Source organism: Mucilaginibacter sp. A5337 (genome assembly GCF_059690695.1).
The window spans coordinates 197,804-220,136 of the sequence record NZ_JCAWEC010000003.1 but is presented as its reverse complement, the minus strand read 5'-3'; the positions used below and the strand labels follow the sequence as shown (position 1 = coordinate 220,136).

The 22,333-nt window shown below is 41.1% G+C and carries 22 protein-coding genes; 15 read left to right on the top strand and 7 right to left on the bottom strand.

The genetic code is table 11. The features are described 5' to 3' along the window. Nucleotides 1-28: 28 nt before the first annotated feature. Nucleotides 29-1,900, bottom strand: coding sequence for a CocE/NonD family hydrolase (locus AC59JO_RS10875; protein WP_497305290.1), 1,872 nt, complete (start codon nt 1,898-1,900; stop codon nt 29-31). A gap of 390 nt (nt 1,901-2,290) precedes the next feature. Here AC59JO_RS10875 and AC59JO_RS10870 point away from each other — a divergent pair, with 390 nt between their 5' ends. Next, entirely contained in the window at nt 2,291-3,520 is a 1,230-nt protein-coding gene (locus tag AC59JO_RS10870) for an endo-beta-N-acetylglucosaminidase H (RefSeq protein WP_497305288.1), read from the top strand. 39 nt (nt 3,521-3,559) lie between these two features. Here the strand turns inward: AC59JO_RS10870 and AC59JO_RS10865 are convergent, their stop codons facing one another. The 3 genes from AC59JO_RS10865 to AC59JO_RS10855 form a co-directional block, all read right to left on the bottom strand. Further along, nucleotides 3,560-3,991, bottom strand: a complete 432-nt coding sequence (locus AC59JO_RS10865) for a GNAT family N-acetyltransferase (RefSeq protein ID WP_497305286.1) — start codon at nt 3,989-3,991, stop codon at nt 3,560-3,562. A gap of 95 nt (nt 3,992-4,086) precedes the next feature. Beyond that, nucleotides 4,087-5,277: a phosphoglycerate kinase gene (locus AC59JO_RS10860; RefSeq protein WP_413666235.1), complete on the bottom strand. Its 1,191-nt coding sequence runs from the start codon at nt 5,275-5,277 to the stop codon at nt 4,087-4,089. A 101-nt stretch (nt 5,278-5,378) separates the two neighbouring features. After that, entirely contained in the window at nt 5,379-5,813 is a 435-nt protein-coding gene (locus tag AC59JO_RS10855; protein ID WP_413666234.1) for a GNAT family N-acetyltransferase, read from the bottom strand. Nucleotides 5,814-6,004: 191 nt separating this feature from the next. Between AC59JO_RS10855 and AC59JO_RS10850 the strand changes: the two genes are divergently transcribed. After that, nucleotides 6,005-6,634, top strand: a complete 630-nt coding sequence (locus tag AC59JO_RS10850) for a hypothetical protein (protein WP_497305283.1) — start codon at nt 6,005-6,007, stop codon at nt 6,632-6,634. Nucleotides 6,635-6,857: 223 nt separating this feature from the next. Here AC59JO_RS10850 and gap read toward each other — a convergent pair whose 3' ends face one another. The 3 genes from gap to AC59JO_RS10835 form a co-directional block, all read right to left on the bottom strand. After that, the gene (gap, locus tag AC59JO_RS10845; protein WP_497305281.1) at nt 6,858-7,898 is read right to left on the bottom strand and encodes a type I glyceraldehyde-3-phosphate dehydrogenase; all 1,041 of its coding nucleotides are present in this window, start codon (nt 7,896-7,898) and stop codon (nt 6,858-6,860) included. 90 nt (nt 7,899-7,988) lie between these two features. Further along, nucleotides 7,989-9,092 carry an MraY family glycosyltransferase gene (locus AC59JO_RS10840; protein ID WP_497305279.1) on the bottom strand — a complete coding sequence of 368 codons (1,104 nt, stop codon included), beginning with the start codon at nt 9,090-9,092 and terminating at the stop codon, nt 7,989-7,991. An 80-nt stretch (nt 9,093-9,172) separates the two neighbouring features. Next, nucleotides 9,173-9,910, bottom strand: coding sequence for a glycosyltransferase family 2 protein (locus AC59JO_RS10835; protein ID WP_413666230.1), 738 nt, complete (start codon nt 9,908-9,910; stop codon nt 9,173-9,175). 106 nt (nt 9,911-10,016) lie between these two features. On the opposite strand from AC59JO_RS10835, the gene AC59JO_RS10830 reads away from it, so the two are divergent. The 13 genes from AC59JO_RS10830 to AC59JO_RS10770 all read left to right on the top strand — a co-directional run bounded on the left by AC59JO_RS10830 (nt 10,017) and on the right by AC59JO_RS10770 (nt 22,333). Continuing rightward, nucleotides 10,017-10,799, top strand: a complete 783-nt coding sequence (locus AC59JO_RS10830; protein ID WP_413666229.1) for a polysaccharide biosynthesis/export family protein — start codon at nt 10,017-10,019, stop codon at nt 10,797-10,799. Continuing rightward, on the top strand, nt 10,800-13,220 hold the full coding sequence (locus tag AC59JO_RS10825) for a GumC family protein (RefSeq protein WP_413666228.1): 2,421 nt from the start codon (nt 10,800-10,802) through the stop codon (nt 13,218-13,220). A gap of 35 nt (nt 13,221-13,255) precedes the next feature. Beyond that, nucleotides 13,256-13,753, top strand: a complete 498-nt coding sequence (locus AC59JO_RS10820; protein ID WP_413666227.1) for a UpxY family transcription antiterminator — start codon at nt 13,256-13,258, stop codon at nt 13,751-13,753. 161 nt (nt 13,754-13,914) lie between these two features. Continuing rightward, nucleotides 13,915-15,702, top strand: a complete 1,788-nt coding sequence (asnB, locus tag AC59JO_RS10815) for an asparagine synthase (glutamine-hydrolyzing) (RefSeq protein WP_497305276.1) — start codon at nt 13,915-13,917, stop codon at nt 15,700-15,702. Beyond that, on the top strand, nt 15,695-16,813 hold the full coding sequence (locus AC59JO_RS10810) for a glycosyltransferase family 4 protein (protein ID WP_413666225.1): 1,119 nt from the start codon (nt 15,695-15,697) through the stop codon (nt 16,811-16,813). The genes asnB and AC59JO_RS10810 overlap by 8 nt, the downstream gene beginning before the upstream one ends. Beyond that, nucleotides 16,806-17,669 carry an ABC transporter permease gene (locus AC59JO_RS10805; RefSeq protein WP_497305274.1) on the top strand — a complete coding sequence of 288 codons (864 nt, stop codon included), beginning with the start codon at nt 16,806-16,808 and terminating at the stop codon, nt 17,667-17,669. Before AC59JO_RS10810 ends, AC59JO_RS10805 begins: the two co-directional genes overlap by 8 nt. Further along, a complete protein-coding gene (locus AC59JO_RS10800; protein WP_497305272.1) occupies nt 17,670-18,935 on the top strand; it encodes an ABC transporter ATP-binding protein in 1,266 nt (421 codons plus the stop codon). It begins immediately after the preceding gene. Between the two features lie 6 nt (nt 18,936-18,941). Next, a complete protein-coding gene (locus AC59JO_RS10795) occupies nt 18,942-19,346 on the top strand; it encodes a sugar 3,4-ketoisomerase (RefSeq protein ID WP_497305270.1) in 405 nt (134 codons plus the stop codon). Then, a complete protein-coding gene (locus tag AC59JO_RS10790; protein ID WP_413666221.1) occupies nt 19,336-19,758 on the top strand; it encodes a sugar 3,4-ketoisomerase in 423 nt (140 codons plus the stop codon). The genes AC59JO_RS10795 and AC59JO_RS10790 overlap by 11 nt, the downstream gene beginning before the upstream one ends. Beyond that, nucleotides 19,759-20,292: a GNAT family N-acetyltransferase gene (locus AC59JO_RS10785; protein ID WP_497305268.1), complete on the top strand. Its 534-nt coding sequence runs from the start codon at nt 19,759-19,761 to the stop codon at nt 20,290-20,292. A 4-nt stretch (nt 20,293-20,296) separates the two neighbouring features. Then, a complete protein-coding gene (locus tag AC59JO_RS10780; RefSeq protein WP_413666219.1) occupies nt 20,297-20,533 on the top strand; it encodes an acyl carrier protein in 237 nt (78 codons plus the stop codon). Nucleotides 20,534-20,535: 2 nt separating this feature from the next. Continuing rightward, a complete protein-coding gene (locus AC59JO_RS10775) occupies nt 20,536-21,594 on the top strand; it encodes a 3-oxoacyl-ACP synthase III family protein (protein ID WP_413666218.1) in 1,059 nt (352 codons plus the stop codon). Beyond that, on the top strand, nt 21,587-22,333 hold the full coding sequence (locus tag AC59JO_RS10770) for an SDR family NAD(P)-dependent oxidoreductase (RefSeq protein WP_413666217.1): 747 nt from the start codon (nt 21,587-21,589) through the stop codon (nt 22,331-22,333). The genes AC59JO_RS10775 and AC59JO_RS10770 overlap by 8 nt, the downstream gene beginning before the upstream one ends.

Below are 22,333 nucleotides of genomic sequence, written 5' to 3'. Positions count from 1 at the left end.
CCTTGTCATTAATTATGTTTAAGGTATACTATTCGATAACCCTGACTTTCAAATAACTCGGATTTGCTTTCGAGGTATAAACTTTATGCGTAGCCTTTTTAAAGTCGGTATCCTTAGCCTTCATAATATCCTGAAACTGCTGTGTATTCCTGTCGATAAGCGGGAACCAGGTGCTTTGTACCTGCACCATGATTTTGTGACCTTTTTTGAAAGTGTGCAGCACATCCTGTAGTTCAAAATTTACCGGTGTTACTTTACCGGGCACAAAAGGCTCGGGTTTGTCAAAACCGTTACGGAACTTACCACGCATAGCCTCACTACGTACCATTTGCTGATAGCCGCTCAGGTATACGTCTTTGCCTGCCCATTTGGTGTTTTTGGTAGAGTCGGGATAAACATCTATTACCTTAACCACCCAGTCGGCATCGGTGCCTGTAGTTGATACTTTAAGGTTGGCCCAGATATTACCTGCAATGGTTACGTCATTATCTAAAATATCAGTTTCGTAAGTAAGCACATCCGGGCGCTGCGATGCAAACCGCTGATCGGCAGTCATGTATTCGCGCTTCATATCCATATCAATACTGTTAATGAAAGGCACAGGTTTGTTTGGATCAGATACAAACTCATCATAACTGTTGGCTACAACAGTTGGTGCGGTAAATGATAGTTTGCCACCTGGCAGCAAGTACAAATTTTTCTCTGTAGCTTCCTTTGGCGGCCAGGCGTTATAGGTTTTCCACTCGTTAACACCGGTTTCAAAGGTAGATACCGGCTTCAAGTCGAAATCTGCAGTACCTTTTAAATAGTGACTAAAGAAATTGAACTCAATTTTTTCACGGTAAAAAGGACCTGTAGAACTGCCGAAACTAACATCGCCTAAATGATCGCCATCCCCACGCGCCCAACCGCCGTGTACCCAGGGCCCCATGGCAAAGTAAACCGGGGTTTGGGGATTTTTCTTTACCAATGTTTTATAGGTATTGATGGCGCCGTATAAATCTTCCGCATCATACCATCCACCGGTTACCAGTACAGCCGTTTTGATATCATGCAGATGATAGAGCACGTTACGTTCTTTCCAATGCTGATCATAGTTAGGGTGATCAAGCATTTCGTTCCACAGGCGGATGGTATCCTTATAATATTTAACATTAGAGTTTCTCATCGAACCCATTTTCAGGAAAAAGTCATAGCCATCTTCGGTACCTGCATCAAACCCTTTGCCACGGCGCTGGGTTGGTTTATCGTCCTGCCGGTTGGTAAAGCCCGGATAAAAACCAAAGTTTGCCACAAGCATAAATGCACCGTTATGAAAAGCATCATCATGATATAAGTCGGCAATCGGCGCCTGCGGTGATGCAGCTGCCAATGCCGGATGACGGCTTAATAATGCAGTGGTTGTGTAAAAGCCCGGATAGGAAATACCCCATACCCCTACTTTACCATTGTTGTTCGGGATGTTTTTCAACAACCAGTCGATGGTATCATAGGTATCGGTTCCTTCATCCACATCTTTATTGGTTTTATGATCTTCCTTTTCGGGTGTCATTTCTTCGTAAATACCCTCGCTCATCCAGCGGCCGCGTACATCCTGGTAAACAAAGATGTACCCATCATGAGTGAATAATGACGATGGGCCAAGGCTTCCTTTATAAAGTTCGGTACCATACGGTGCAACGCTGTATGGTGTCCTGTCCATCATGAAAGGGTATTTCCTGGATTGATCCTTCGGCACATATACCGATGTGAAAAGCTTTTTACCATCCCTCATCGGGATCTGGTATTCATATTTCTGATAATTGGCTTTGATGTAATCGGCATCGGGCGCTTTGGGCTGCGCATAAAGGCCTGATGCTAAAAGCAAAAGGCAGAGAACGAAAAGTAAATTTTTCTTCATAAAATTTTTGTCAGTCAAATCAAATGTAGCCGAATAAAATAAAAAGGACAACTAACCACACTGCAATTTACAAAAAGCCTCTTTTTTGTTACAGAACCAAGGTTTTTGCTATAGTTAAAATTAAGTGTAATAAGCACCTTTATTAACCATAATAATATTTTTATAAAATAATAATTAAAACCTGTAAGCAATTATACCCGTTTAATGGTCTATTACCTTGAACCAAATAATACCGGAGCGAGGACCTAAGCGCCCGGCAACCTAAAATATTTAAACAGTTTTTTTAAGAGATAGTGATTATCCCTGGCCATGCTATGGGCCGGCTTTACATAAACCAATTATGCTAAAACAATTTATCTTTTTATAAACAATTTAACAAACACAACAATTATGAGAACAAACTTTAATCTGCCCCTTACAAAAACACTAACCGCCTTATTAGGCGCAGTTCTACTCCTCACATCCGCCTGTAAAAAGGAAAAAGCTGCGCTACCTACCGATGCAGGCAACAGCCCGTCAAAGTTAAGCACCAATGCCATAGGTGTAGCCGGTCCAAAAGGCGTTTGCTATGTAGAAGTAAACAATAATGACATTCGCAATGTGGGCAACTACACCCTTTCAACAGGCGAGCAGCTTTTTGATATTGCTATCATATTTGCGGCCAATATCAATTATGACACAGGTACACAAAAAGCTGTGTTATATTTTAACTCACAGGTCACCAATGTGCTCAACAATAAAGCCACCTACATTCAGAGCCTGCAGGCAAAAGGCATTAAGGTATTGTTATCTATTTTGGGCAATCACCAGGGCGCAGGTATTTCCAACTTTCCAACCCAGGCTGCCGCAAATGATTTCGCTCAGCAGTTAAGCAATGCAGTTACTACTTACGGACTCGACGGTATTGACTTTGACGATGAATATGCCGACTATGGCACTAATGGTACAGGCCAGCCTAACGCAAGTTCATTTGTTTACCTGGTTACCGCTTTACGCAACCTGATGCCCACTAAGATAATATCGTTTTATTTTTACGGGCCGGCAGCATCACGCCTGAGCTACAATGGTGTAACTGTAGGCTCGCAAGTAAACTATAGCTGGAACGCCATTTACGGTACTTACTCAGTTCCAAACGTTCCGGGATTAGCCGCGGCTAACCTTGGCCCTGCTGCAATTGATATTCAAAGCACCAGCTCATCAACTGCGGCATCGCTGGCTACACAAACAGTTAATAACAATTATGGCATTTACCTGTATTATAACCTGCCCAATACCGACTCGCACACTTACCTGACAATCGTATCAAATGCATTGTACGGCAAGACTACGGTATATACGGGAACAAGTACTACAGGGGTAACTTTTTACCAGGATATCAATTACGGAGGCACAGTAACAAGCGCCATACCTAAAGGCACTTATACCCTGGCACAATTGCAGGCTTATGGCTTTGTTGATAACTGGGCATCATCGGTAAAGATCCCAACCGGCTGGACAGTAACAATGTACTCAAACGATAACTCTACGGGAACATCCTGGACACGGACATCAAACACACCTAATTTCACCACTTTATCGCCTAATGCTAATGACGTAGTAACATCGGTTAAAATTCAATAAAATAAAGCGGGCGGGATATTTTCGTGTCTCGCCCGCTTACTATTTGCTCTTCATTAAAAAATATTCGCCTAAAGCATCACTACCTTCTTCCACAACTTCCCAATCCAGGGCCAGATAAAATTGAAGCGCTGCTTCATTTTTAACAAGACACTTTAAGTTAAGCGGGGTAGGATAAATTTGAGCCGCCAAAGCCAACAGAGCTTTTCCAATACCCTTTCCTCTATACGCGGCATCAACATATAAATGATGAACAAAAGCGTCAGGAGGCCATACAGCCATAAATCCTGTTATCTCATTATCGCAGGTTGTTACCCAAATATCTTCATCTGGCGTGTGAGCATCAAAATCATTTAATGAAAATAAACTGTTGTCCATCCAATAAAAGGACTGTATGCGACAGACCAGGTAGAGCTCTCTAAGCCTGGCGCGGTCGGTTTCATTAAATGGCCGGATATTTACTGCTGGTTTCAAATACTTTTGATTTACACCTTAAATCTATCTCACTAAACGCAAAAAGGTTCGGCTATTTACAAACCGAACCTTTTTTAAAATTTGATAATATCCGATTAATCGTTAATTGCCTTTACACCCGGTAATTCTTTACCTTCCATGTATTCAAGCAATGCGCCACCGCCTGTTGATACGTAACTTACCTCATCGGTCATGCCAAATTTGGCTACGGCTGCAGCAGAATCACCGCCGCCAATCAGCGAGAAAGCGCCGTTTTCGGTAGCTTTAGCTACAGCTTCGGCAATGGCTTTGGTTCCGCCTAAAAATTTCTCCATTTCAAATACGCCCATCGGACCGTTCCATAAAATGGTTTTTGATTCTTCAACTACTTTGCTGAATAAAGCAACCGTTTCCGGACCGATATCCAGGCCCATCCAGTTATCTTTTATTTCGCCGGTTTTAGCTACATCTGTATTGGCATCATTCGAGAAAGCATCAGCAATAATGTTATCCAAAGGCAATAACAGGTTTACACCTTTTTCTTTAGCTTTTTGTCTTAGGCTGATTGCAAGGTCAAGTTTATCCATTTCAACAAGGGAAGTACCTATGTTACCACCATCTGCTTTAGCAAATGTATAAGCCATACCGCCGCCAATGATCAGGTTATCAACCTTCTCAAGTAATTTTTCGATAAGCTCTATTTTATCAGAAACCTTTGAACCACCCATAATAGCAGTAAAAGGCTTAGGTGCGTTGTTCAGAATTTTCTCAGCATTGTTCAACTCAGCAGCCATCAGGTAACCAAAGAATTTAGCTTCAGGGAAAAACTGGGCAATGATAGCAGTTGAAGCGTGTGCACGGTGAGCAGTACCAAATGCATCATTCACGTAAACATCACCTAATTTCGAAAGTTTTTCTGCAAAGGCAACATCGCCTTTTTCTTCTTCTTTGTAAAAACGAAGGTTCTCTAATAGTAAAACCTCGCCGTTACCAAGCGCTTTTGCTTTTTCAACAGCCTGTTCACCGATACAATCATCGGCAAACTGAACCTGCTGACCAAGCAGATCAGACAAATGAGATACAATATGCTTTAATGAATATTTTTCTGTAGGACCATCTTTTGGTCTGCCAAGGTGCGACATCAGGATAACTTTACCGCCATCTTTCAATATTTTTTTAATGGTTGGCAAAGCTGCCGTCATGCGGTTATCATCGGTAATATTATAATTTTCATCAAGAGGCACGTTAAAATCAACCCTGATCAGGGCTTTTTTACCGGCAAAACTAATTTGATCTACTGTTTTCATATCTATTAAAGGGTCATTTGTTATGAACGGGCGCAAATTGAGCATTTTAATTCAAAATAATTAACGAAAAACGAAAAAAGCTGTTTCAATCCGCCTAAATTTCATCTTATTTTAACATACATTACATGATGAGGGCCTATGCCGGGCACCTCAAATTCGGGCGAAACAATCTCGAAACCAAGGCCACTGTAAAAACGGACCGCCTTTTTACGAGCGTTACACCACAAGTAATCTGCCTGTTGACCACGCAGGTAAACCAGGGCAAAGTTAACTAACTGGTTGCCGAAACCTTGTCCCCTGTATTTTTCAGTTGTTGCCATACCACGTAGCTGGTAGCCGGTACCGACAAATTCGCCATAACTTTGGGGATGAAAGGATGCAATACAGGCCAATTCATCATCAACAAAGTAGCCAAGGTGAAAATTGCCTTCATTATCATCTGAAGGAAAACGGCATTCATCAAGGGTAAGTCTGCCCTCACGCAGCACTTCGTTGCGTACGTGCAGCAACTCATCTACTTTTATAAACCTGATCATACCCGCAAAATTGCCAAAATTCCCCATATGGGGAATTTTTATCCCATAAAAATGATAACTGCAGGTTAATGTTTCCTTAAGCTCTAACCCAATCCAACCGTTAATTAAAAGAATTTGCCTATTACTTACTATTAAACAAATAAAGAGTAAGGCACAGTTGTTGTCAAAAGACAGAGAACACCAAAATTAAAATGAAAAAATACCTTACCTACATCCTTATCGCAACCGTACTTTTCAGCTGCAAAAAAACAAATATAGTTTCCGAAGTAATTAAAGGATCAACCAGCACGAATACCGGCACAAATCCGGATACCAATACCGGCACCAGTACGGATATAGCAACTGGTACCGTAAAACTTGATATTGCAGATCAGGTTGTACTCACTAAAGTAAGCAATGACTCGCTTTATTTAATTTATACTGAAACCGCTAATTTGATATTAAACGCCGATGATTATCAAAAATCATCAGCTGTACATTTTAAAGAAGATTTTTCAAAATCTAACCTCGGTAATTTTAATTTCACCAGTGTCAACAAGGATAATCAAACAGCAACAAATTATCTTGATGATAATTTAAATAACGTAGCTATTAAATCGGCCTCCACAACAACTATCAATGGCAAACAGTACACTAAACTGGTATTGGAGCGGGTTGTCACGTTTTCAAAAGCCTACAAACAACATGATCTTGCTGTTGAGGCGCAGAATGATATTTTAAAGCAAACCAAAGATGTGATCGGTTTTGCCGCATACTATTATACCAACGGTAAAAACTTGGATACCACAACGCTGACGGCTGCCGTAATATATACAAAATAACTTGAGCGAGGCTGTGTACATTGATCAGCCTCATTTTTGTTTTCAGATACTTAAGCGATACATAGTTTCCATTTAATTAACTTTATTAACAAAATGGGGGTTAACAGGGTTAACACAATTCAGGGTTAACATTTATTTATATATCTAACAATCAAATAGTTAAGTTGTTTTTATGCCAAAAATGTGTTAACCCCCTTTTTGTATAAATATTATCGGCTAAATTTCAATACAATCCAAGGGAGGGAGATTTGATTTGTGATACAACCTCTTTTTTAAGTCCGGCTATCTGAACAACCAAATCGGCCAGCCGGCTGCTGTAACCCATTTCATTATCGTACCAGCCAACAACCTTTACAAGCCCGCCCACTATAGACGTTAACTGCGCATCAAAAATGCAGCTATGAGGATTGTCCAAAATATCGGTTGACACAATAGGGTCTTCGGTATATTCCAATACATTTTTCATTGGCCCGTTGGCAGCTTGCTTAAAGGCTTTATTAATTTGAGTTATGGTAGGTTGCTTTTTCAGGCTGCAGGTAAAATCAGTCAACGAGCCGTTAAGCACCGGCACACGGATCCCCGCTCCACCCAACCGGCCTTCCAAATGCGGAAATATAGATGTAATAGCTTTGGCAGCACCTGTAGTGGTAGGGATAATGGAAGCTGAGGCTGCTCTTGCCCGCCTAAGATCCTTATGGGGTGCGTCATGAAGATTTTGATCACCGGTCATTGAGTGTACGGTAGTGATGTAACCATCAATAATGCCCCAGTTTTCATCTAATATTTTTACCATTGCGGCAACGTTATTGGTTGTACACGATGCATTTGAGAGAATAGGTGATTGCAGGTCAACCTCTCCGTCGTTAACAGCAAGTACTACTGTTGGCACATTTTTATCAGGTGATGGTGCAGATATAATAACCTGCCGTGCCCCGGCAGTTAAATGTGCTTCGGCACCCTCTCTTGAGGTGAATTTACCGGTAGATTCTATTACAATATCGATGTCCAGCGCCTTCCAGGGCAGTTTAAGCGGGTCCCGTTCGGCAAATACCCGGATGTGGTTGCCGTTTATAATAAGGTGACTCTCATCAAAACTAACCTCGCCCTTAAATCCGCGATGAACAGAATCATACTTGAACAAATGAGCAAGAGTTTGCGTGTCGGTAAGGTCATTTATAGCTACCACCTGTATTTCGGGGTGCGATGAAATATTCCTTAAAAAAATGCGGCCAATACGGCCAAATCCGTTTATAGCTATCTTCATTGCGTGCTGTGATAAAGTATCAAAGTTAATGAAGATGGATGGTTAATTTGACTATTTGCTTTATTACTACCTGCAGGTTACAATTGCTTATCAATCGCCAAAATTGCGGAACATCAAAAACCCGCGCTTTTTTGAACGGATAAAATAAGTTATTGCCCCGTTAAATGATATGGACAGCAAAAATATAAGCACAATAAGCAATGAGTTATTTAAGCTATTTAAGGTTAGCACCATTAATATGGATATAAGGTTTAAGCACGCTAAAACAAGCGTAGTTTGCAAATGCGTTAATCCAATTTTTAATATACGATGGTGAATATGGTTCCTGTCGGCGTCAAAAGGAGACTTTCCGTTTAAGATACGGATAGTAAAAACCCGCAGCGTATCAAAAACAGGCCCCATAAGTATGGCTACAATTAGTGCAGGTGCGGTATATATAAAAGGCAGCTTAACCGTCGAAACCTTGCTTAGCTCAATAAATTTAATAGCCATTACCGCAGTTACCAGGCCAATGAGCAGGGCGCCGGTATCGCCCATAAATATTTTAGCGGGGGTTATATTAAAGCGCAAAAAGCCAACTACAGCACCAACCATAGCAAGCGAAATTGCCGCAAGCTCATACTGGTTCATGTAAATAAAAAGTGCAGCAAAAGTGCTATTTGCAATGATACCTGTAGTTGCGGCCAGGCCATCGATACCATCAATGAGATTAAACGAATTGATGATGAGCATAATAACCAATATTGACAGTATAACGCTGGGTATATATGGCAGTGCCGCAATATCAAAAACCCCATACATACTACTGATACGGATATCTCCGGGGATAACCAGAATGGCGGCAACTACAAACTGGATCATGAACTTAGTGCTGGAATTAACGCCCGAAAGATCATCCTTTAGGCCCATTGCAAACAACATGATACATGCTGTAAGCAAATAACTAATAGGCAGTGATTTGTCAATAATACTGAATAACAAAACCGTGATAGTAAAGCTTACAAAAATAGCCACACCACCTAACCGGGGAATGCCATGATCATGCTGTTTCCTGAAATGCCCAACATCATCATATAGATGGCGCGCACGCGCAACATGTAAAATTGAAGGGATACATAATAATGTTACAAGGGTTGCAAATACAACTATCAGCACATTATAAACAAAATGATAAGAGCGTAAAAATTCAAGCATATGCCATAAATGTGTTAGTGACCGGGCTTATTCATTTATCAATACTTATACGGCAGATGGCATAAAAGGTTAACTAAAAATTAAATAAATTGGGAGAATTTTCTTAGCGGCTTTAACACAATTGCTAACGCGGGGACAAGCACCTTATTTTCACGCATCGCTTTCAAATCAAATGCCCAGGCTTTAATCCTGTTTAGCAAACTACTGTTACTTACACCGCCCATCTGCATTTTAACCATAACCCTGTTAAGATGCAAACTCTCAATATGACACTTGTGCATAAAGCGCACCATTAATTCATAATCGGCCGCCGAACCGTATTCGAGGCTATAAAAACCCTGTTTTTCAAACAAATGACGCTTGCAGTAAAAGGTAGGATGCGGGGGCATAAAACCCCATTGAAAGGAATTTTTTCCACAAGTGTGACTTTTCCATTTACGGATAATTTTACCGGCCGAATTTATATAATCAAGGTTTCCGTAAACGATCCCGGCTTTGCTATCCGAAAAAGCCTGTGCCACCGCCGATATAACTCCCTGATCAGCAAAAAAATCGTCGGCATTAAGCGTACCTACAATTTCGCCGGATGCTAAACGGATTCCTTTATTCATCGCATCATAAATACCCTGATCGGGCTCTGATACCAGGACATGGATACCCGATTTATATTGGTTGATTATTTGCAGCGAACCATCTGTTGAGCCACCGTCAATTATAATATACTCAATGTTATTGTAATCCTGACCAATGACAGATTCGATACACCTTTTAATGGTATCGCTGGCATTATAAACAATAGTGATAACCGAGACCTTCAACCTTGCAACTTTGGGAAAAATACAACGTATTAATACCCCGAAATTATGTAATTTTGGATTTGAAGCCTAATTATATTAAATATAACGTGGAACTTTATAGCTGAACATGCGCAATTATATACCTACCTGCCTGATTATCGGGATACTTTTTTTATTAACCTCCTGCTCAAATAAACAATACCAATATCTGTTTGAACAAAAAAATAATGCTATCGATACAGCATCCAAAAGCAGCGACGCTACTGCAAACCCATATCGTATCAAAGCACAGGATATACTGCAGATCAGGAACCTGCAAAGCGTTAAGTATATTGTTGACGAGGGCCCTTCTACTAATGCAGGCGGTAGCGGGGGCGGAAATACTACCGGGCAAACATTCCAGGTTGAAGACGATGGTACCGTTGCCCTGCCCGCTATCGGCCATGTAAAGGTTGCCGGCCTTACCAGGCCCGAAGCGGCAAAACAAATTGAAGAGCTTTACCGTAAAAACCTGCTGAAAGACCCTATAATTGAGCTAAAAATCGTTAACCTTAAGGTAACCATACTTGGCGAAATAAAGGGGCAGGGAAACTATACATTAACAAAAGACAGGACCACTTTGGTTGAAATGATTGGTGAAGCAGGAGGCCTGACAGATAAGGCCAATGAAGCAAACGTAAAAATAATAAGGGGCGATCAGAAAAACCCACAGGTTACTGAAATTAACCTCCGGGATATTCAATCAATAAATGATCCCCGTGCCATACTTCAGAGCGGCGACGTTATTTATATAGCACAAAACAAACGTGCCGTACGCAACGACAAATTACAGAATCTGTCGATTATAACCCAGCCGGTGTTACTGTTACTTAATACTGCCTTAATTATTTTTACGCTTTCTCATCGGTAAATGGAAGAGTTAGAAAAAGTACAAAGAAAGCTGCCCAACCAGGAAATTGATTATTTTAAGATCGGCAAAATACTATTCAGCCGGTGGTACTGGATATTGGCATCAGTTGCTATTACGTCTGCTATTTCCTATGCTTATCTGTGGTATACACCTAAAACATATGCTACCGGGGGTACGCTTAAAGTAGAAGAAAAAAAATCAGAGATCTCTGACATTATAAGTGTAATGACCACGCCCGAACGCGGGCCATCAAAAATCCAAAGTATAACATCGGTATTAACCAGCCGCACACTCATCCTTACAGCCATAAAAGATCTGGATTATCGCATCAGCTTTTATATTTCGGGCAGGGTGCGCACCTCAGAGACTTATCCGCAAAAACCACTTGCTATTACCCTGGTAAAATTTGATAGCCTCAACTTTTTCCATAACCTGATAACTTTTAAGCCTGTTAACCCGCAAACCTTCAAACTAACCTATAGCATAAACGGTAAAGAGGTTCAAAGCAATTACAATTACGGAAGTACCGTAAACGTCGGCAATACCAGCTTCCAGATTAAATATCCGGGGGTGATTCCCTCCAAAACAATTTATCTGTTTAAGTTTAACATACCCGAAGATTTTGTTGGCCGCATACAGGGCAATTTATATGCAGGTGAAACAGCAAAAAACTCAAATATAATTGCCATTCAGCAAACAGATTCAAATCCGCAGTTTGCTGCAGATGCACTTAATGCTGTGATGAATGAATATGTGACTTTTGACCGCAATCAAAAAGCACAGTCGGCCTCACAAATGATCGACTTTATTGACAGCCAGCTGGCCTATCTGTCAACCGAAGTAAAAGGCTCCGAAAGCTCGATAGAGAAATACAAGAAAAAGTCTAAGATCCTCGATGTAGCATCGGCTTCAACTACTTCGGCAACTAAGGCAGCCGAGCTCGAATCAAACAAATCGTTATTAAAAATACAACTAATTGCGCTTGACCAGCTTAGCAGCCAGATAACTAAGGAAAAAAACAATGTAACCTTAAATTTTAACGTAGGTAGCGCCAATCTTCCATCGTTAGAAGCACTGGTGGGCCGTTTGGATAACCTGATTACGGAAAGGGCAAGCTTATTAACTACCTATAATGCCGATTCGCAACCTGTTCAAAACATTAACCAAAGCATTATCCAAATTAAAACCACCGCTTTAAATAATATAAAGCAGATCAGGTCTGGAATTGAAAAAAACATCCAATTTCTTGATAGCCAGCTTGGACAGGTTAATTCAATAATAGAAGCTTTACCTGCTGCGCAGCGCGATATGGTAAGCCTGCAACGTGACTTTGATATTAACGATAAGGTGTACTCTTTCCTGTCTGAGAAAAAGCTGGAAGCCCAGATCAGCCGTGCCGGGATTTTGCCGGGCGCAACCATCATTGAGCTGGCGCAGCCAAATTTTAACCCGGTTTCGCCCAACGAACATAGCATTCACCGTACGGCAACCATTTTAGGATTGGCTATAGGTCTTGGCCTTATCATCCTCATCAGGGTATTAAACCCCTATATTTATGATAAGGAAACCATTGAAAGCCTTACCACTATACCTATCCTGGGCGTTATCAGAAAGTTCCCTGAAGATCTTGATGAAGGCAGCGAGCAAATCCTGGCTATTAGTAAGCCCAAATCAATTTTTGCCGAATCGGTCCGGTCTGTACGTACCAATCTCAGTTTCCTTTCCTCAGAAAAAGCAAGTAAAGTTATTTGTATAACCTCGGAGGTTGCGGGCGAGGGCAAATCATTCGTAGCAGTAAATTTATCAAGCACCCTCTCACTTATTGATAAAAAAGTAGTGCTGATAGGAGCCGATTTAAGGCGCTCAAGACTGCATAAAACTTTTCATGTATCCAATGATACCGGCTTAACAAACTACCTGGCCCACCAAACGGAAATTGATGATATCATTCATCATTCTGAGCAGGCTAACCTCGATTTTATAGTTTCGGGGCCGGTGCCACCCAACCCATCAGAGTTGTTACACAGCAAAAGGATGAGTCATTTAATTGAAACACTTAAAACAAGATATGATGTGGTAATGATTGACACCGCACCTATCGGGCTGGTATCAGATGCCATACCGCTTATCAGGATAAGCGATATTAATGTTTTTGTGATCCGCTCCGGTAAATCAAAATATTATGCTGCTACAGTACCACAGCGTATAGCACAGGAGTATCACCTGGATAATACGGTGATAGTTTTAAACGCCTTTGAAGAAGATTTACTGCACTCAAGATATTATACCACCAAGTTTACAGGCGAAAACGCAGGTTCGCGCTATTACTACTATTCGGATTATAGTGGTTACGAGGGGTCGGGTTATTATCTTGACGATGAAAAGAAAAAATGGTGGAGTTTAAAACGATGGTTTAAATAAGCCTGCTGATTTAAAAGAATTGTTACTAAAATGATATGGCAGTAAACAAATGGTACCCGGTTTACACCAACCCCCGAGCCGAAAAGAAGGCTTATGAGGCATTAATAAGCAAAGGTATTAATGTGTACCTGCCGTTGCACCGCCAGCTAAAACAATGGAGCGACCGCAGGAAGTGGGTTGAGGAACCATTTTTAAAATCATACCTGTTTGTAAATATTGCCGAACAAGAGCAAGCCGAAGTTTTAATGACAAAAGGCATCTCGAGGTTTCTTTATTTTTCGGGTAAGCCTGCTGTTATGCCCGATAAACAAATCCATGAGCTTAAATTACTCATGGCAAGCCCCTACGAACTGGAGGTAACGGAAGAAGACCTGCAGCCGGGCGAAAAGATCATTATCAAAGCAGGAGCATTGAAGGGAATGACAGGAGAAGTTGTATCGAGCAGATCTCAAAAGCAATTGATATTACGCCTGGAAAGTATCGGTTGCTCCATTATTGTTAATGTTGCCGCATCGCTCATTGAACGGTTTTAAAATAAAAAGAATTTGTTTTGGGCAACTGATAATATTTTATTATTTGCGCCCGAAAGTTCAATAAATATCAGTTTATGCCCTGCAACATAAACTACTAATAATTAATAAGTTACAAATGTTAAATGTAATTTACGGGGCGAAGCTATGAAATTTAACGAACGATGTGCCGTATAGCAGGAATCATTTCTGAACGATTATCCCAGGCCGAGATCAGGGATAAGGTAAAACTAATGTGTCGTGCCTTAAAACACGGCGGTCCGGACGATGAGGGCATATTTGAAGATGAAAGCGCCCATATTGCCTTTGGCCATCGCAGGTTATCTATTATTGATCTCAGTAGCAACGGGCATCAGCCGATGGCCGACGTTGGCCAAAATGCATGGATCACCTTTAACGGCGAAATTTATAACTACCCCGAACTTAAAACTGAATTGCTGCAATTGGGCGCACAATTTAATTCAGGTACTGATACGGAAGTTATTCTGCAGGCCTATTTAAATTGGGGTACCGCAGCATTTGCGAAGCTTAGGGGCATGTTTGCTTTTGCCTTGTACGATGTTAACAAAGCCCTCACCTACCTGGTACGTGATACTGCGGGCATAAAACCACTGTATTATTCGGCAATAAATAATGGGCTCTGTTTTGCCTCTGAAGTTCGGGCGTTTAAACAAGCCGGCCTGGCTACAGAAAATGATCCTGACTGGCAAATAAGATTATTGGCATTTGGCAATATCCCTGAGCCCTACACTACGTTAAAAAAGGTATTAAATCTTCCTAAAGGTCACTTTTTACGCTGGAACCACCGGAACGGAGATTATACTTTGAGCAATTATCATATTGATAACTTGCAAAGCATAGTAACTGATAAAAACGAGGCCCGGCGATTGATCCATAATACGCTTAGCCTCGGCGTAAACCGGCAATTAATTGCAGACGCACCCATTGGTGTATTTTTGAGCGGAGGAATTGATTCAAGCTTGCTTACTTTGCTCGCTCATCAGCAAAAAAAAGAACAACTTAAAACCATTTCTATATTTTTTGATGAAAAAAGTTACGATGAACGCAGTTATCAAAACATCATCAACAATAAAATAAATGGTCAAAACTTTTCGCACCTGGTAACACAATCAAACTTTGAAACATTTTTTCCGCAAATCATAAACGCTATGGATATGCCCACCACCGATGGTATCAATAGTTGGTTTATAAGCAAATATGCGCATGACGATGGTTTAAAGGCTGTATTATCCGGTGTTGGCGCCGATGAGCTTTTTGGAGGTTATCCATCATTTAACCGTATAAAATATTTGGGCTATCTGCGTAAGCTCCCGTCGTGGATATTTAAGCTATCCGACCGTTTTTTGCCCGACCATTACAAGAGGTTAACACTCCTCGCTGTTAATCATCCCGTGGCCGACTACCTGGCTTTACGCGGATTGTTTTCATTGGCAGATATCTCTGCTGTACTGGATACAAGTGTAGATCATATCAATGATGTGTTGTTCGGTTCAACCTTGTCGCCTGCGCCATCAGGTTATAATTATGAGCATGCCGAATGGTTTGAAACACATTTTTATATGCAAAACCAATTACTTAGGGATACCGACGTAATGAGCATGAACCATGGTCTTGAAGTTAGAGTGCCATTCCTTGATGAAGATTTTAGCCAAACCGCCCGGGCTATTGCACCGGATATCAGGTTTAACCGGCAGCAGCCAAAAAAACTCCTTATCGATAGTTTCAGCGGCCTTATTCCATCCGAAATTTGGAACAGGCCCAAAATGGGGTTCACATTCCCATTGCAAAAATGGATGAGCGGACACAAACAAATAAGCAATACTGATAGCTATAAGGGAAAAGCGGCACAAAAGATTATAAAGCAGTTCAAAAACAACAGGGTCCATTGGTCAAAGGCTTTTGCTTTATACCACGTTCAAAATAATGGCTAAAAAAGTAATTCTTTTTACCTTACAAACATTTAGCACTACCGGCGGCATTCAAAAAATGACACGTACCCTTGGGCATTCTTTACACCGCGCTGCAACAACAAATAACTGGAACTTTGAGCTTTGGTCTGCTTATGATAAACAAAACGACCTGATGGAGCAATATTTACCGGCGGCAAGTTTTAAAGGCTTTGGCATAAACCGGATTGGTTTTGTTTTAAAAACAATTAGTAGTTCTATAAAACCCGATGTTGCTATATTAAGTCATATCAACCTGGCCATCATTGGCCTTATTATAACGCTTATTAACCCTAAATGCCGCTTATGGCTTGTAGCTCATGGTATTGAGGTTTGGCGCCCGCTTTCAATTTTTCAGCGTTTAATGCTTAAACGCTGCGATAAGGTGATCTGTGTAAGTAATTACACTAAACAACAAATGATAAACAGGCACAACTTAAATTCCGATAAATGCTTCGTGTTAAATAATGCTATCGATCCCTTTATGCGACTGCCCGATACTTTTGCAAAACCCCAAAGCCTGCTAAAGCATTACGGTTTACATGATGATGATTTTATTTTGTTTTCATTAACCCGCCTGGCATCTACAGAGCAATACAAAGGCTATGACCAGGTAATTAGCGTATTGGGGAACCTTAAATCAAAATTTCCGCAAATAAAATACGTGCTTTCGGGCAAGTATGACAACGAGGAATACATCCGCATAAAAAAAATGATTGCAGTGCATGATGTGAGTGAGCACGTAATTTTAACCGGCTTCATTGACGAAGCCCAGCTTACAGAACATTTCCTGCTTGCCGACCTGTTTGTTTTACCAAGTAAAAAAGAAGGTTTTGGGATTGTGTTTATAGAAGCCCTTGCCTGTGGTTTACCTGTGATCTGCGGCAATACCGATGGCAGTATTGATGCCATACGCGATGGTGAACTGGGAGAAGCCATAGACCCCGACAACCTTACTGAGCTCAATGACGCCATCACCAGGCATGTGCAAAAACATATAACTGCCAACAGCCGCAAAAGCCTGCAGGAAAAATGCATACACCATTTTAATGAACATGATTATATGACCAAACTTGAGCAGTTAATAAATGAGTGATTCGCATCCGGAAAAATGGGACATTGAAATAAATGCCAAAAGCAGCCTGCTCGACCTTAAATTTAAAGATGTATGGCATTATCGCGATCTGCTTGTCCTGCTCGTTCGGCGCGATTTTATTTCCTTTTATAAACAAACCATTTTAGGGCCGGTGTGGTTTTTTGTTCAGCCGGTTATTACCATTCTGTTTTACACGCTGATATTTGGCAATCTTGCGGGTATCCCGGTTGATGGTTTGCCTAAACCGCTCTTTTATCTGGCAGGAACAATCATCTGGAACTACTTTGCCGATTGCCTGAACAAAACTTCAACTGTTTTTAAAGATAATGCAGGCATGCTTGGCAAAGTATATTTTCCGAGGCTTATTATGCCCTTAAGTATCGTACTGTCAAACCTCATCCGCTTTGCAGTTCAGTTCCTGCTCTTCATTGTCCTGTATATTATATTTGTTTTAAAAGGCGAACATATTGTTCCTAACCCGGCGGCCCTGCTGTTACCGCTCCTTATTATCATGATAGCATCCCTGGGCTTAGGCCTGGGTATGATCATATCAGCAGTTACCACCAAATACCGGGATATAGCCTTTGTAGTAGCCTTTGGCGTGCCGCTTTTAATGTACGCTACAACAGTAATTTACCCCTTATCTGTAGCACAAACCAAATACCCTAAATATAGCTGGCTTATTAAATTTAACCCGATTACTGCCGTAATTGAAACATTCAGGTACGGCCTATTGGGCAAAGGCAGCTTTAGCTGGGAACAGTTAAGTTATAGTATTATCAGTACTGCTTTAATACTGCTGGCAGGAATAGTGATATTTAATAAGGTTGAAAAAACTTTTGTTGATACCGTATAAATGAGCAAGGTAATAAAAGTTGAAAACCTTTCAAAAGCCTACCAATTAGGCGATTTTGGTACAGGCACCATCTCTCGTGACCTGGAACGTTTTTGGGCGCGTATGCGTGGCAAGGAAGATCCTTTTTTAAAAATAGGCGAAATAAATGACCGTACCACCAAAGGTGAAAGCGATGTAGTATGGAGCCTGAATGATATTAACTTTGAAGTTGAGCAAGGCGATGCGGTGGGCATTATTGGCCGCAATGGCGCGGGCAAAAGCACCTTACTCAAAATATTAAGTCGTGTCACCTCCCCTACCACCGGCTCAATAAAGCTAAGGGGCAGGATAGCCAGCTTACTTGAAGTAGGCACGGGTTTTCATCCTGAGTTAAGTGGCCGCGAAAACATTTATCTCAATGGCGCCATATTGGGAATGCGTAAGGCCGAGATCAAGCGGAAGTTTGATGAAATTGTGAGTTTTTCGGGCGTGGAAAGGTATATCGATACGCCTGTTAAGCGTTATTCATCGGGCATGTATGTACGCCTGGCTTTCGCGGTGGCTGCGCACCTCGAAAGCGAAATACTGATAGTGGATGAAGTACTGGCTGTTGGCGATGCTGAATTTCAGAAAAAATGCCTTGGCAAAATGGGACAGGTAAGCAAGAACGAGGGCCGTACCGTTTTATTTGTAAGCCACAACATGGCTGCCGTTAAAACATTGTGTACACGCGGCATTGTGCTTGCCAACGGACAGCTGATATACGAAAACAGACAGCTTGAAGCTGTTAGCTTTTATCAAACCAATAACAATACCCGGTCAACTTTTGAGCATCATGGGGATATAAGCTCAGCACCCGGAAACGAAAATATCAGGGTGCTTAAATTTATTATCAAACCGCTTACGGGCGAAAGCATCTCCATGTCGACAGGTATTTGTTTTGAGATGGTGTTTTTTAATCAAAAAGCAGATATCAATCTCGATGCTACATTTGAATTAAAAAACAGCGACGAAATCCCGGTATTTCATAATGGTGTACTGATATCAACAAACAATGACTCAAAAACCGGGGTTTATACCGTAAAGTGCACCATTCCGTCTAATCTGTTAAACGCCGGCAACTACTCTTTCAAATTGATTTTTGGCGAAAACCAGCGATACCTTTTATTTGGTGCCGATGATTTTATTGGGTTTGAAGTGGAAAATGAAAGCAAGGGCAGTAACAGCTCTTTAGCCCCGGGTGTGATTCATCCTAATCTTAATTTTAACGTTAGCTACCAGGCATAATATCATATGGAAGCCCCGTACATCATCCAATTGCCCAAGTTTTTAGACGACAGGGGGAACCTTTCCTTTATCGAAGAAAACAATCATATACCGTTTAAAATTGAACGCACTTACTGGATCTATGATGTACCCGGCGGTGAACGGCGCGGCGGTCACGCCTATTTAAACCTTCAGGAATTTATCGTGGCCATCAGCGGCAGCTTTGATGTGATACTTCATGATGGCGAAAAGGAAATGCGGTTTAGTCTTAACCGGTCATACTATGGTTTGTATGTACCCAAAATGATGTGGCGGGAGATTGAGAATTTCTCGACCAATTCACTTGCCCTGATCCTGGCCAACGGTAAGTATGATGTTAATGAGTATATCAGGGATTTTGACCAATTTGTAAGTCGCAAGCATGGAAGGTAAAATATCAACTGTTTTTGATTGTAACATTATCCACCTTAACCGTATTCATAACCGGGCCGGAAATATCACTCCTGTTGAAAACAATATCCACATTCCGTTTGCTGTAAAACGGGTATACTATTTATACGATATTCCGGGCGGTGAATCACGCGCAGCACACGGGCATAAGCAACTTGAACAATTTATTGTGGCAGCCAGCGGCAGTTTTGACATTACTATTGACGATGGCATTAATAAAAAAACAGTGCAGCTGAACCGTCCGTACATGGGATTGCATATTAAACCGGGAATATGGCGTGATATTTCAAATTTTTCGTCGGGGGCTATCTGCCTTGTACTGGCGTCCATGTTATACACGGAGGATGACTATTTAAGAGAGTATAACCTGTTTAAAGCATACAAATCACTATAAATGCAGTTTCCATATCATAAATTTGGCTTAATATTCAGATTGGTTGAAGAAAGCGATGCCGAATTTATTTTAAGCCTGCGAACCAACCCTAAACTGTCCAGGCATTTATCACCAACTGATGATAATCCTGAAAAACAACGTTTATGGATACGCGGATACAAAGAGCGTGAGGCGCGGGGCGAAGAATATTACTTTTTATTTGAAACTACTGATCACGAACCACTTGGTGTTGTCCGTTTATATGACTTTAAAGGTAAAACTTACAATAGTGGCAGTTGGCTTGTTAAGCCCGGCATCGATCCTTTTACTGCCATCAAATCAGATCTTTTTATCTCTTCCTTCGCCCTGGACGAACTGGGTTTTGAACAATGCCTTTTCGATGTGCGCAAAGACAACAAGAAAGTAGTACGCTTTCATAAAATGTTTGCCACCCAAATAAACGAGGATGAAAATAATTTATATTTGATGATGGACAGAAAAGCTTATGAAAAAAAATATAAGTATCTAATTAATATAATTGAACCAGAAATATAATACTATGAATATTCAACAATTTGTCAGTCAATTTGCGGAACAATTTGATGAAATACCTACAGAAGATTTTACTGCAGATACCCGGTTTAAAGAAAACGATGAGTGGAGTTCTATGACGGCACTATCGGTAATAGCCCTTGTTGACGACAGTTACAATGTAAGGTTAACCGGTGACGACATCCGCAAATCATCAACCATACAGGATATTTATGAAATAGTTGCTTCAAGGGTAACCGCTTAACAATGGCATTTCTGCATATTAAAAATGTTGCGATAAGGGGCCTTGCAGCCTGTGTGCCTTCAACTGTTGAAGAAAACGCAGACATACAAAATATTTCGGCAACGGATCTCGAAAAGCTTATTAAAACTACCGGTATTGAACGCAGACGAATAGCCAATGCCGGTACCTGTACCTCCGACTTGTGTTATACTGCCGCCGCGAAGCTAATCACCGAACTAAACTGGGATAAGAATGAAATAGAAGGACTTGTGTTCGTAACCCAATCGGCCGATTATATTTTACCCGCCACATCTGCCATTTTACAGGATAGGCTCGGGCTTTCACAACATTGCTTCACGCTTGATATTTCACTGGGATGTTCAGGATATATACATGGGTTAAGTACGCTTGCAGGTTATATGCAAAGCGGCATGATCAAAAAAGCGCTGCTATTGGTTGGCGACACTTCATCCATATCATGTTCAAAGGACGATAAAAGTACTTATCCTCTTTTTGGCGATTCGGGTACCGTCACCGCACTTGAATACAATGAAGGTGATGAAGGCTTAAAATTTATTTTACAGAGTGATGGAAGCGGTTTTAAATCCATCATTATACCCGATGGAGGATACCGCAACAGGTTTAACCCGGCTTCGTTCGAGCCACATCAAATAGATGATGGCATTATTCGCAATAATATGCAGTTATCGCTTGACGGTATGGATGTTTTTTCGTTCGGTATTTCCAAAGCTCCGGAAAGCGTAAATCTCTTATTATCAAAGTTTAACATCGATAAAGATGCAGTTGATTACTTTTATTTCCATCAAGCCAATCTTATGATGAACGAACGCATCAGGAAGAAACTTCAATTGCCCGAAAATAAGGTACCTTACTCGTTAAAAAACTTTGGCAATACCAGCAGCGCAAGTATCCCCATTACCATGATAACCGAAACAGCAGAAGCCCTCAAAAACGGCGAAAATGAAATTATTGCCTGCGGCTTCGGCGTAGGCCTATCCTGGGGGAGCCTCTTTTGCCGAACCCAAAACCTCGTGATTCCCGACCTCATCATCTATGAATAATCCTTTTTCATTAACCGGAAAAACCATTTTAATTACAGGGGCATCATCCGGCATTGGTAAAAAAACCGCGCTTATTACAGCCGGAATGGGGGCAACACTCTATATAAGCGGTCGAAATGTAGATAGACTTACAGAAACGCTTCATGAACTCGAAGGCCAAGGGCACATAATGCAATCTGCAGATTTAACCAGCGAACAGGATATTGATACCCTGGTACAATCAATTTCGGGATTGGATGGAGTAGTATTATCATCAGGAATAACCAAAACACTTCCTTTTAAATTTATAAACTCAACCGAGCTCGACAACATTATGCAAACTAATTTTTCCGCACCTGTGTTGCTGCTCAGCAAATTGATTAAGCTTAAAAAACTAAACAAAGGGTGCTCAATAGTTTTCGTTTCTTCAATCGGCGGTAATTTTATAGGCGCAAAGGGTAATGCAATGTACAGCGCGTCAAAAGGGGCTATTAATGCCATTCAAAAAGTATTAACACTTGAGCTGGCCCCTCAAAAAATAAGGGTAAATAATGTTTCTCCAGGCATGGTACGCACCGAAATGTGGGAAAACTCAACTACATTCACCGTTGAACAAATTGAAGAGGATGCAAAAAAATACCCGCTTGGTTATGGCGAAACGAGCGACGTGGCTAACGCCATAGTTTACCTTTTATCAGACGCCAGCAAATGGGTTACCGGCATTTCACTGGTTTTAGACGGAGGATTTTCTGTTCAATAA

Coding starts and splice junctions, on each gene's coding strand:
- AC59JO_RS10810 (WP_413666225.1), top strand. CDS start 15,695: ATGGCTAAAAAAGTAATTCTTTTTACCTTACAAACATTTAGCACTACC.
- AC59JO_RS10850 (WP_497305283.1), top strand. CDS start 6,005: ATGAAAAAATACCTTACCTACATCCTTATCGCAACCGTACTTTTCAGC.
- AC59JO_RS10825 (WP_413666228.1), top strand. CDS start 10,800: ATGGAAGAGTTAGAAAAAGTACAAAGAAAGCTGCCCAACCAGGAAATT.
- AC59JO_RS10870 (WP_497305288.1), top strand. CDS start 2,291: ATGAGAACAAACTTTAATCTGCCCCTTACAAAAACACTAACCGCCTTA.
- AC59JO_RS10775 (WP_413666218.1), top strand. CDS start 20,536: ATGGCATTTCTGCATATTAAAAATGTTGCGATAAGGGGCCTTGCAGCC.
- AC59JO_RS10780 (WP_413666219.1), top strand. CDS start 20,297: ATGAATATTCAACAATTTGTCAGTCAATTTGCGGAACAATTTGATGAA.
- AC59JO_RS10875 (WP_497305290.1), bottom strand. CDS start 1,900: ATGAAGAAAAATTTACTTTTCGTTCTCTGCCTTTTGCTTTTAGCATCA.
- asnB (WP_497305276.1), top strand. CDS start 13,915: ATGTGCCGTATAGCAGGAATCATTTCTGAACGATTATCCCAGGCCGAG.
- AC59JO_RS10820 (WP_413666227.1), top strand. CDS start 13,256: ATGGCAGTAAACAAATGGTACCCGGTTTACACCAACCCCCGAGCCGAA.
- AC59JO_RS10795 (WP_497305270.1), top strand. CDS start 18,942: ATGGAAGCCCCGTACATCATCCAATTGCCCAAGTTTTTAGACGACAGG.
- AC59JO_RS10785 (WP_497305268.1), top strand. CDS start 19,759: ATGCAGTTTCCATATCATAAATTTGGCTTAATATTCAGATTGGTTGAA.
- AC59JO_RS10805 (WP_497305274.1), top strand. CDS start 16,806: ATGAGTGATTCGCATCCGGAAAAATGGGACATTGAAATAAATGCCAAA.
- AC59JO_RS10790 (WP_413666221.1), top strand. CDS start 19,336: ATGGAAGGTAAAATATCAACTGTTTTTGATTGTAACATTATCCACCTT.
- AC59JO_RS10860 (WP_413666235.1), bottom strand. CDS start 5,277: ATGAAAACAGTAGATCAAATTAGTTTTGCCGGTAAAAAAGCCCTGATC.
- AC59JO_RS10830 (WP_413666229.1), top strand. CDS start 10,017: ATGCGCAATTATATACCTACCTGCCTGATTATCGGGATACTTTTTTTA.
- AC59JO_RS10800 (WP_497305272.1), top strand. CDS start 17,670: ATGAGCAAGGTAATAAAAGTTGAAAACCTTTCAAAAGCCTACCAATTA.
- gap (WP_497305281.1), bottom strand. CDS start 7,898: ATGAAGATAGCTATAAACGGATTTGGCCGTATTGGCCGCATTTTTTTA.
- AC59JO_RS10770 (WP_413666217.1), top strand. CDS start 21,587: ATGAATAATCCTTTTTCATTAACCGGAAAAACCATTTTAATTACAGGG.
- AC59JO_RS10840 (WP_497305279.1), bottom strand. CDS start 9,092: ATGCTTGAATTTTTACGCTCTTATCATTTTGTTTATAATGTGCTGATA.
- AC59JO_RS10855 (WP_413666234.1), bottom strand. CDS start 5,813: ATGATCAGGTTTATAAAAGTAGATGAGTTGCTGCACGTACGCAACGAA.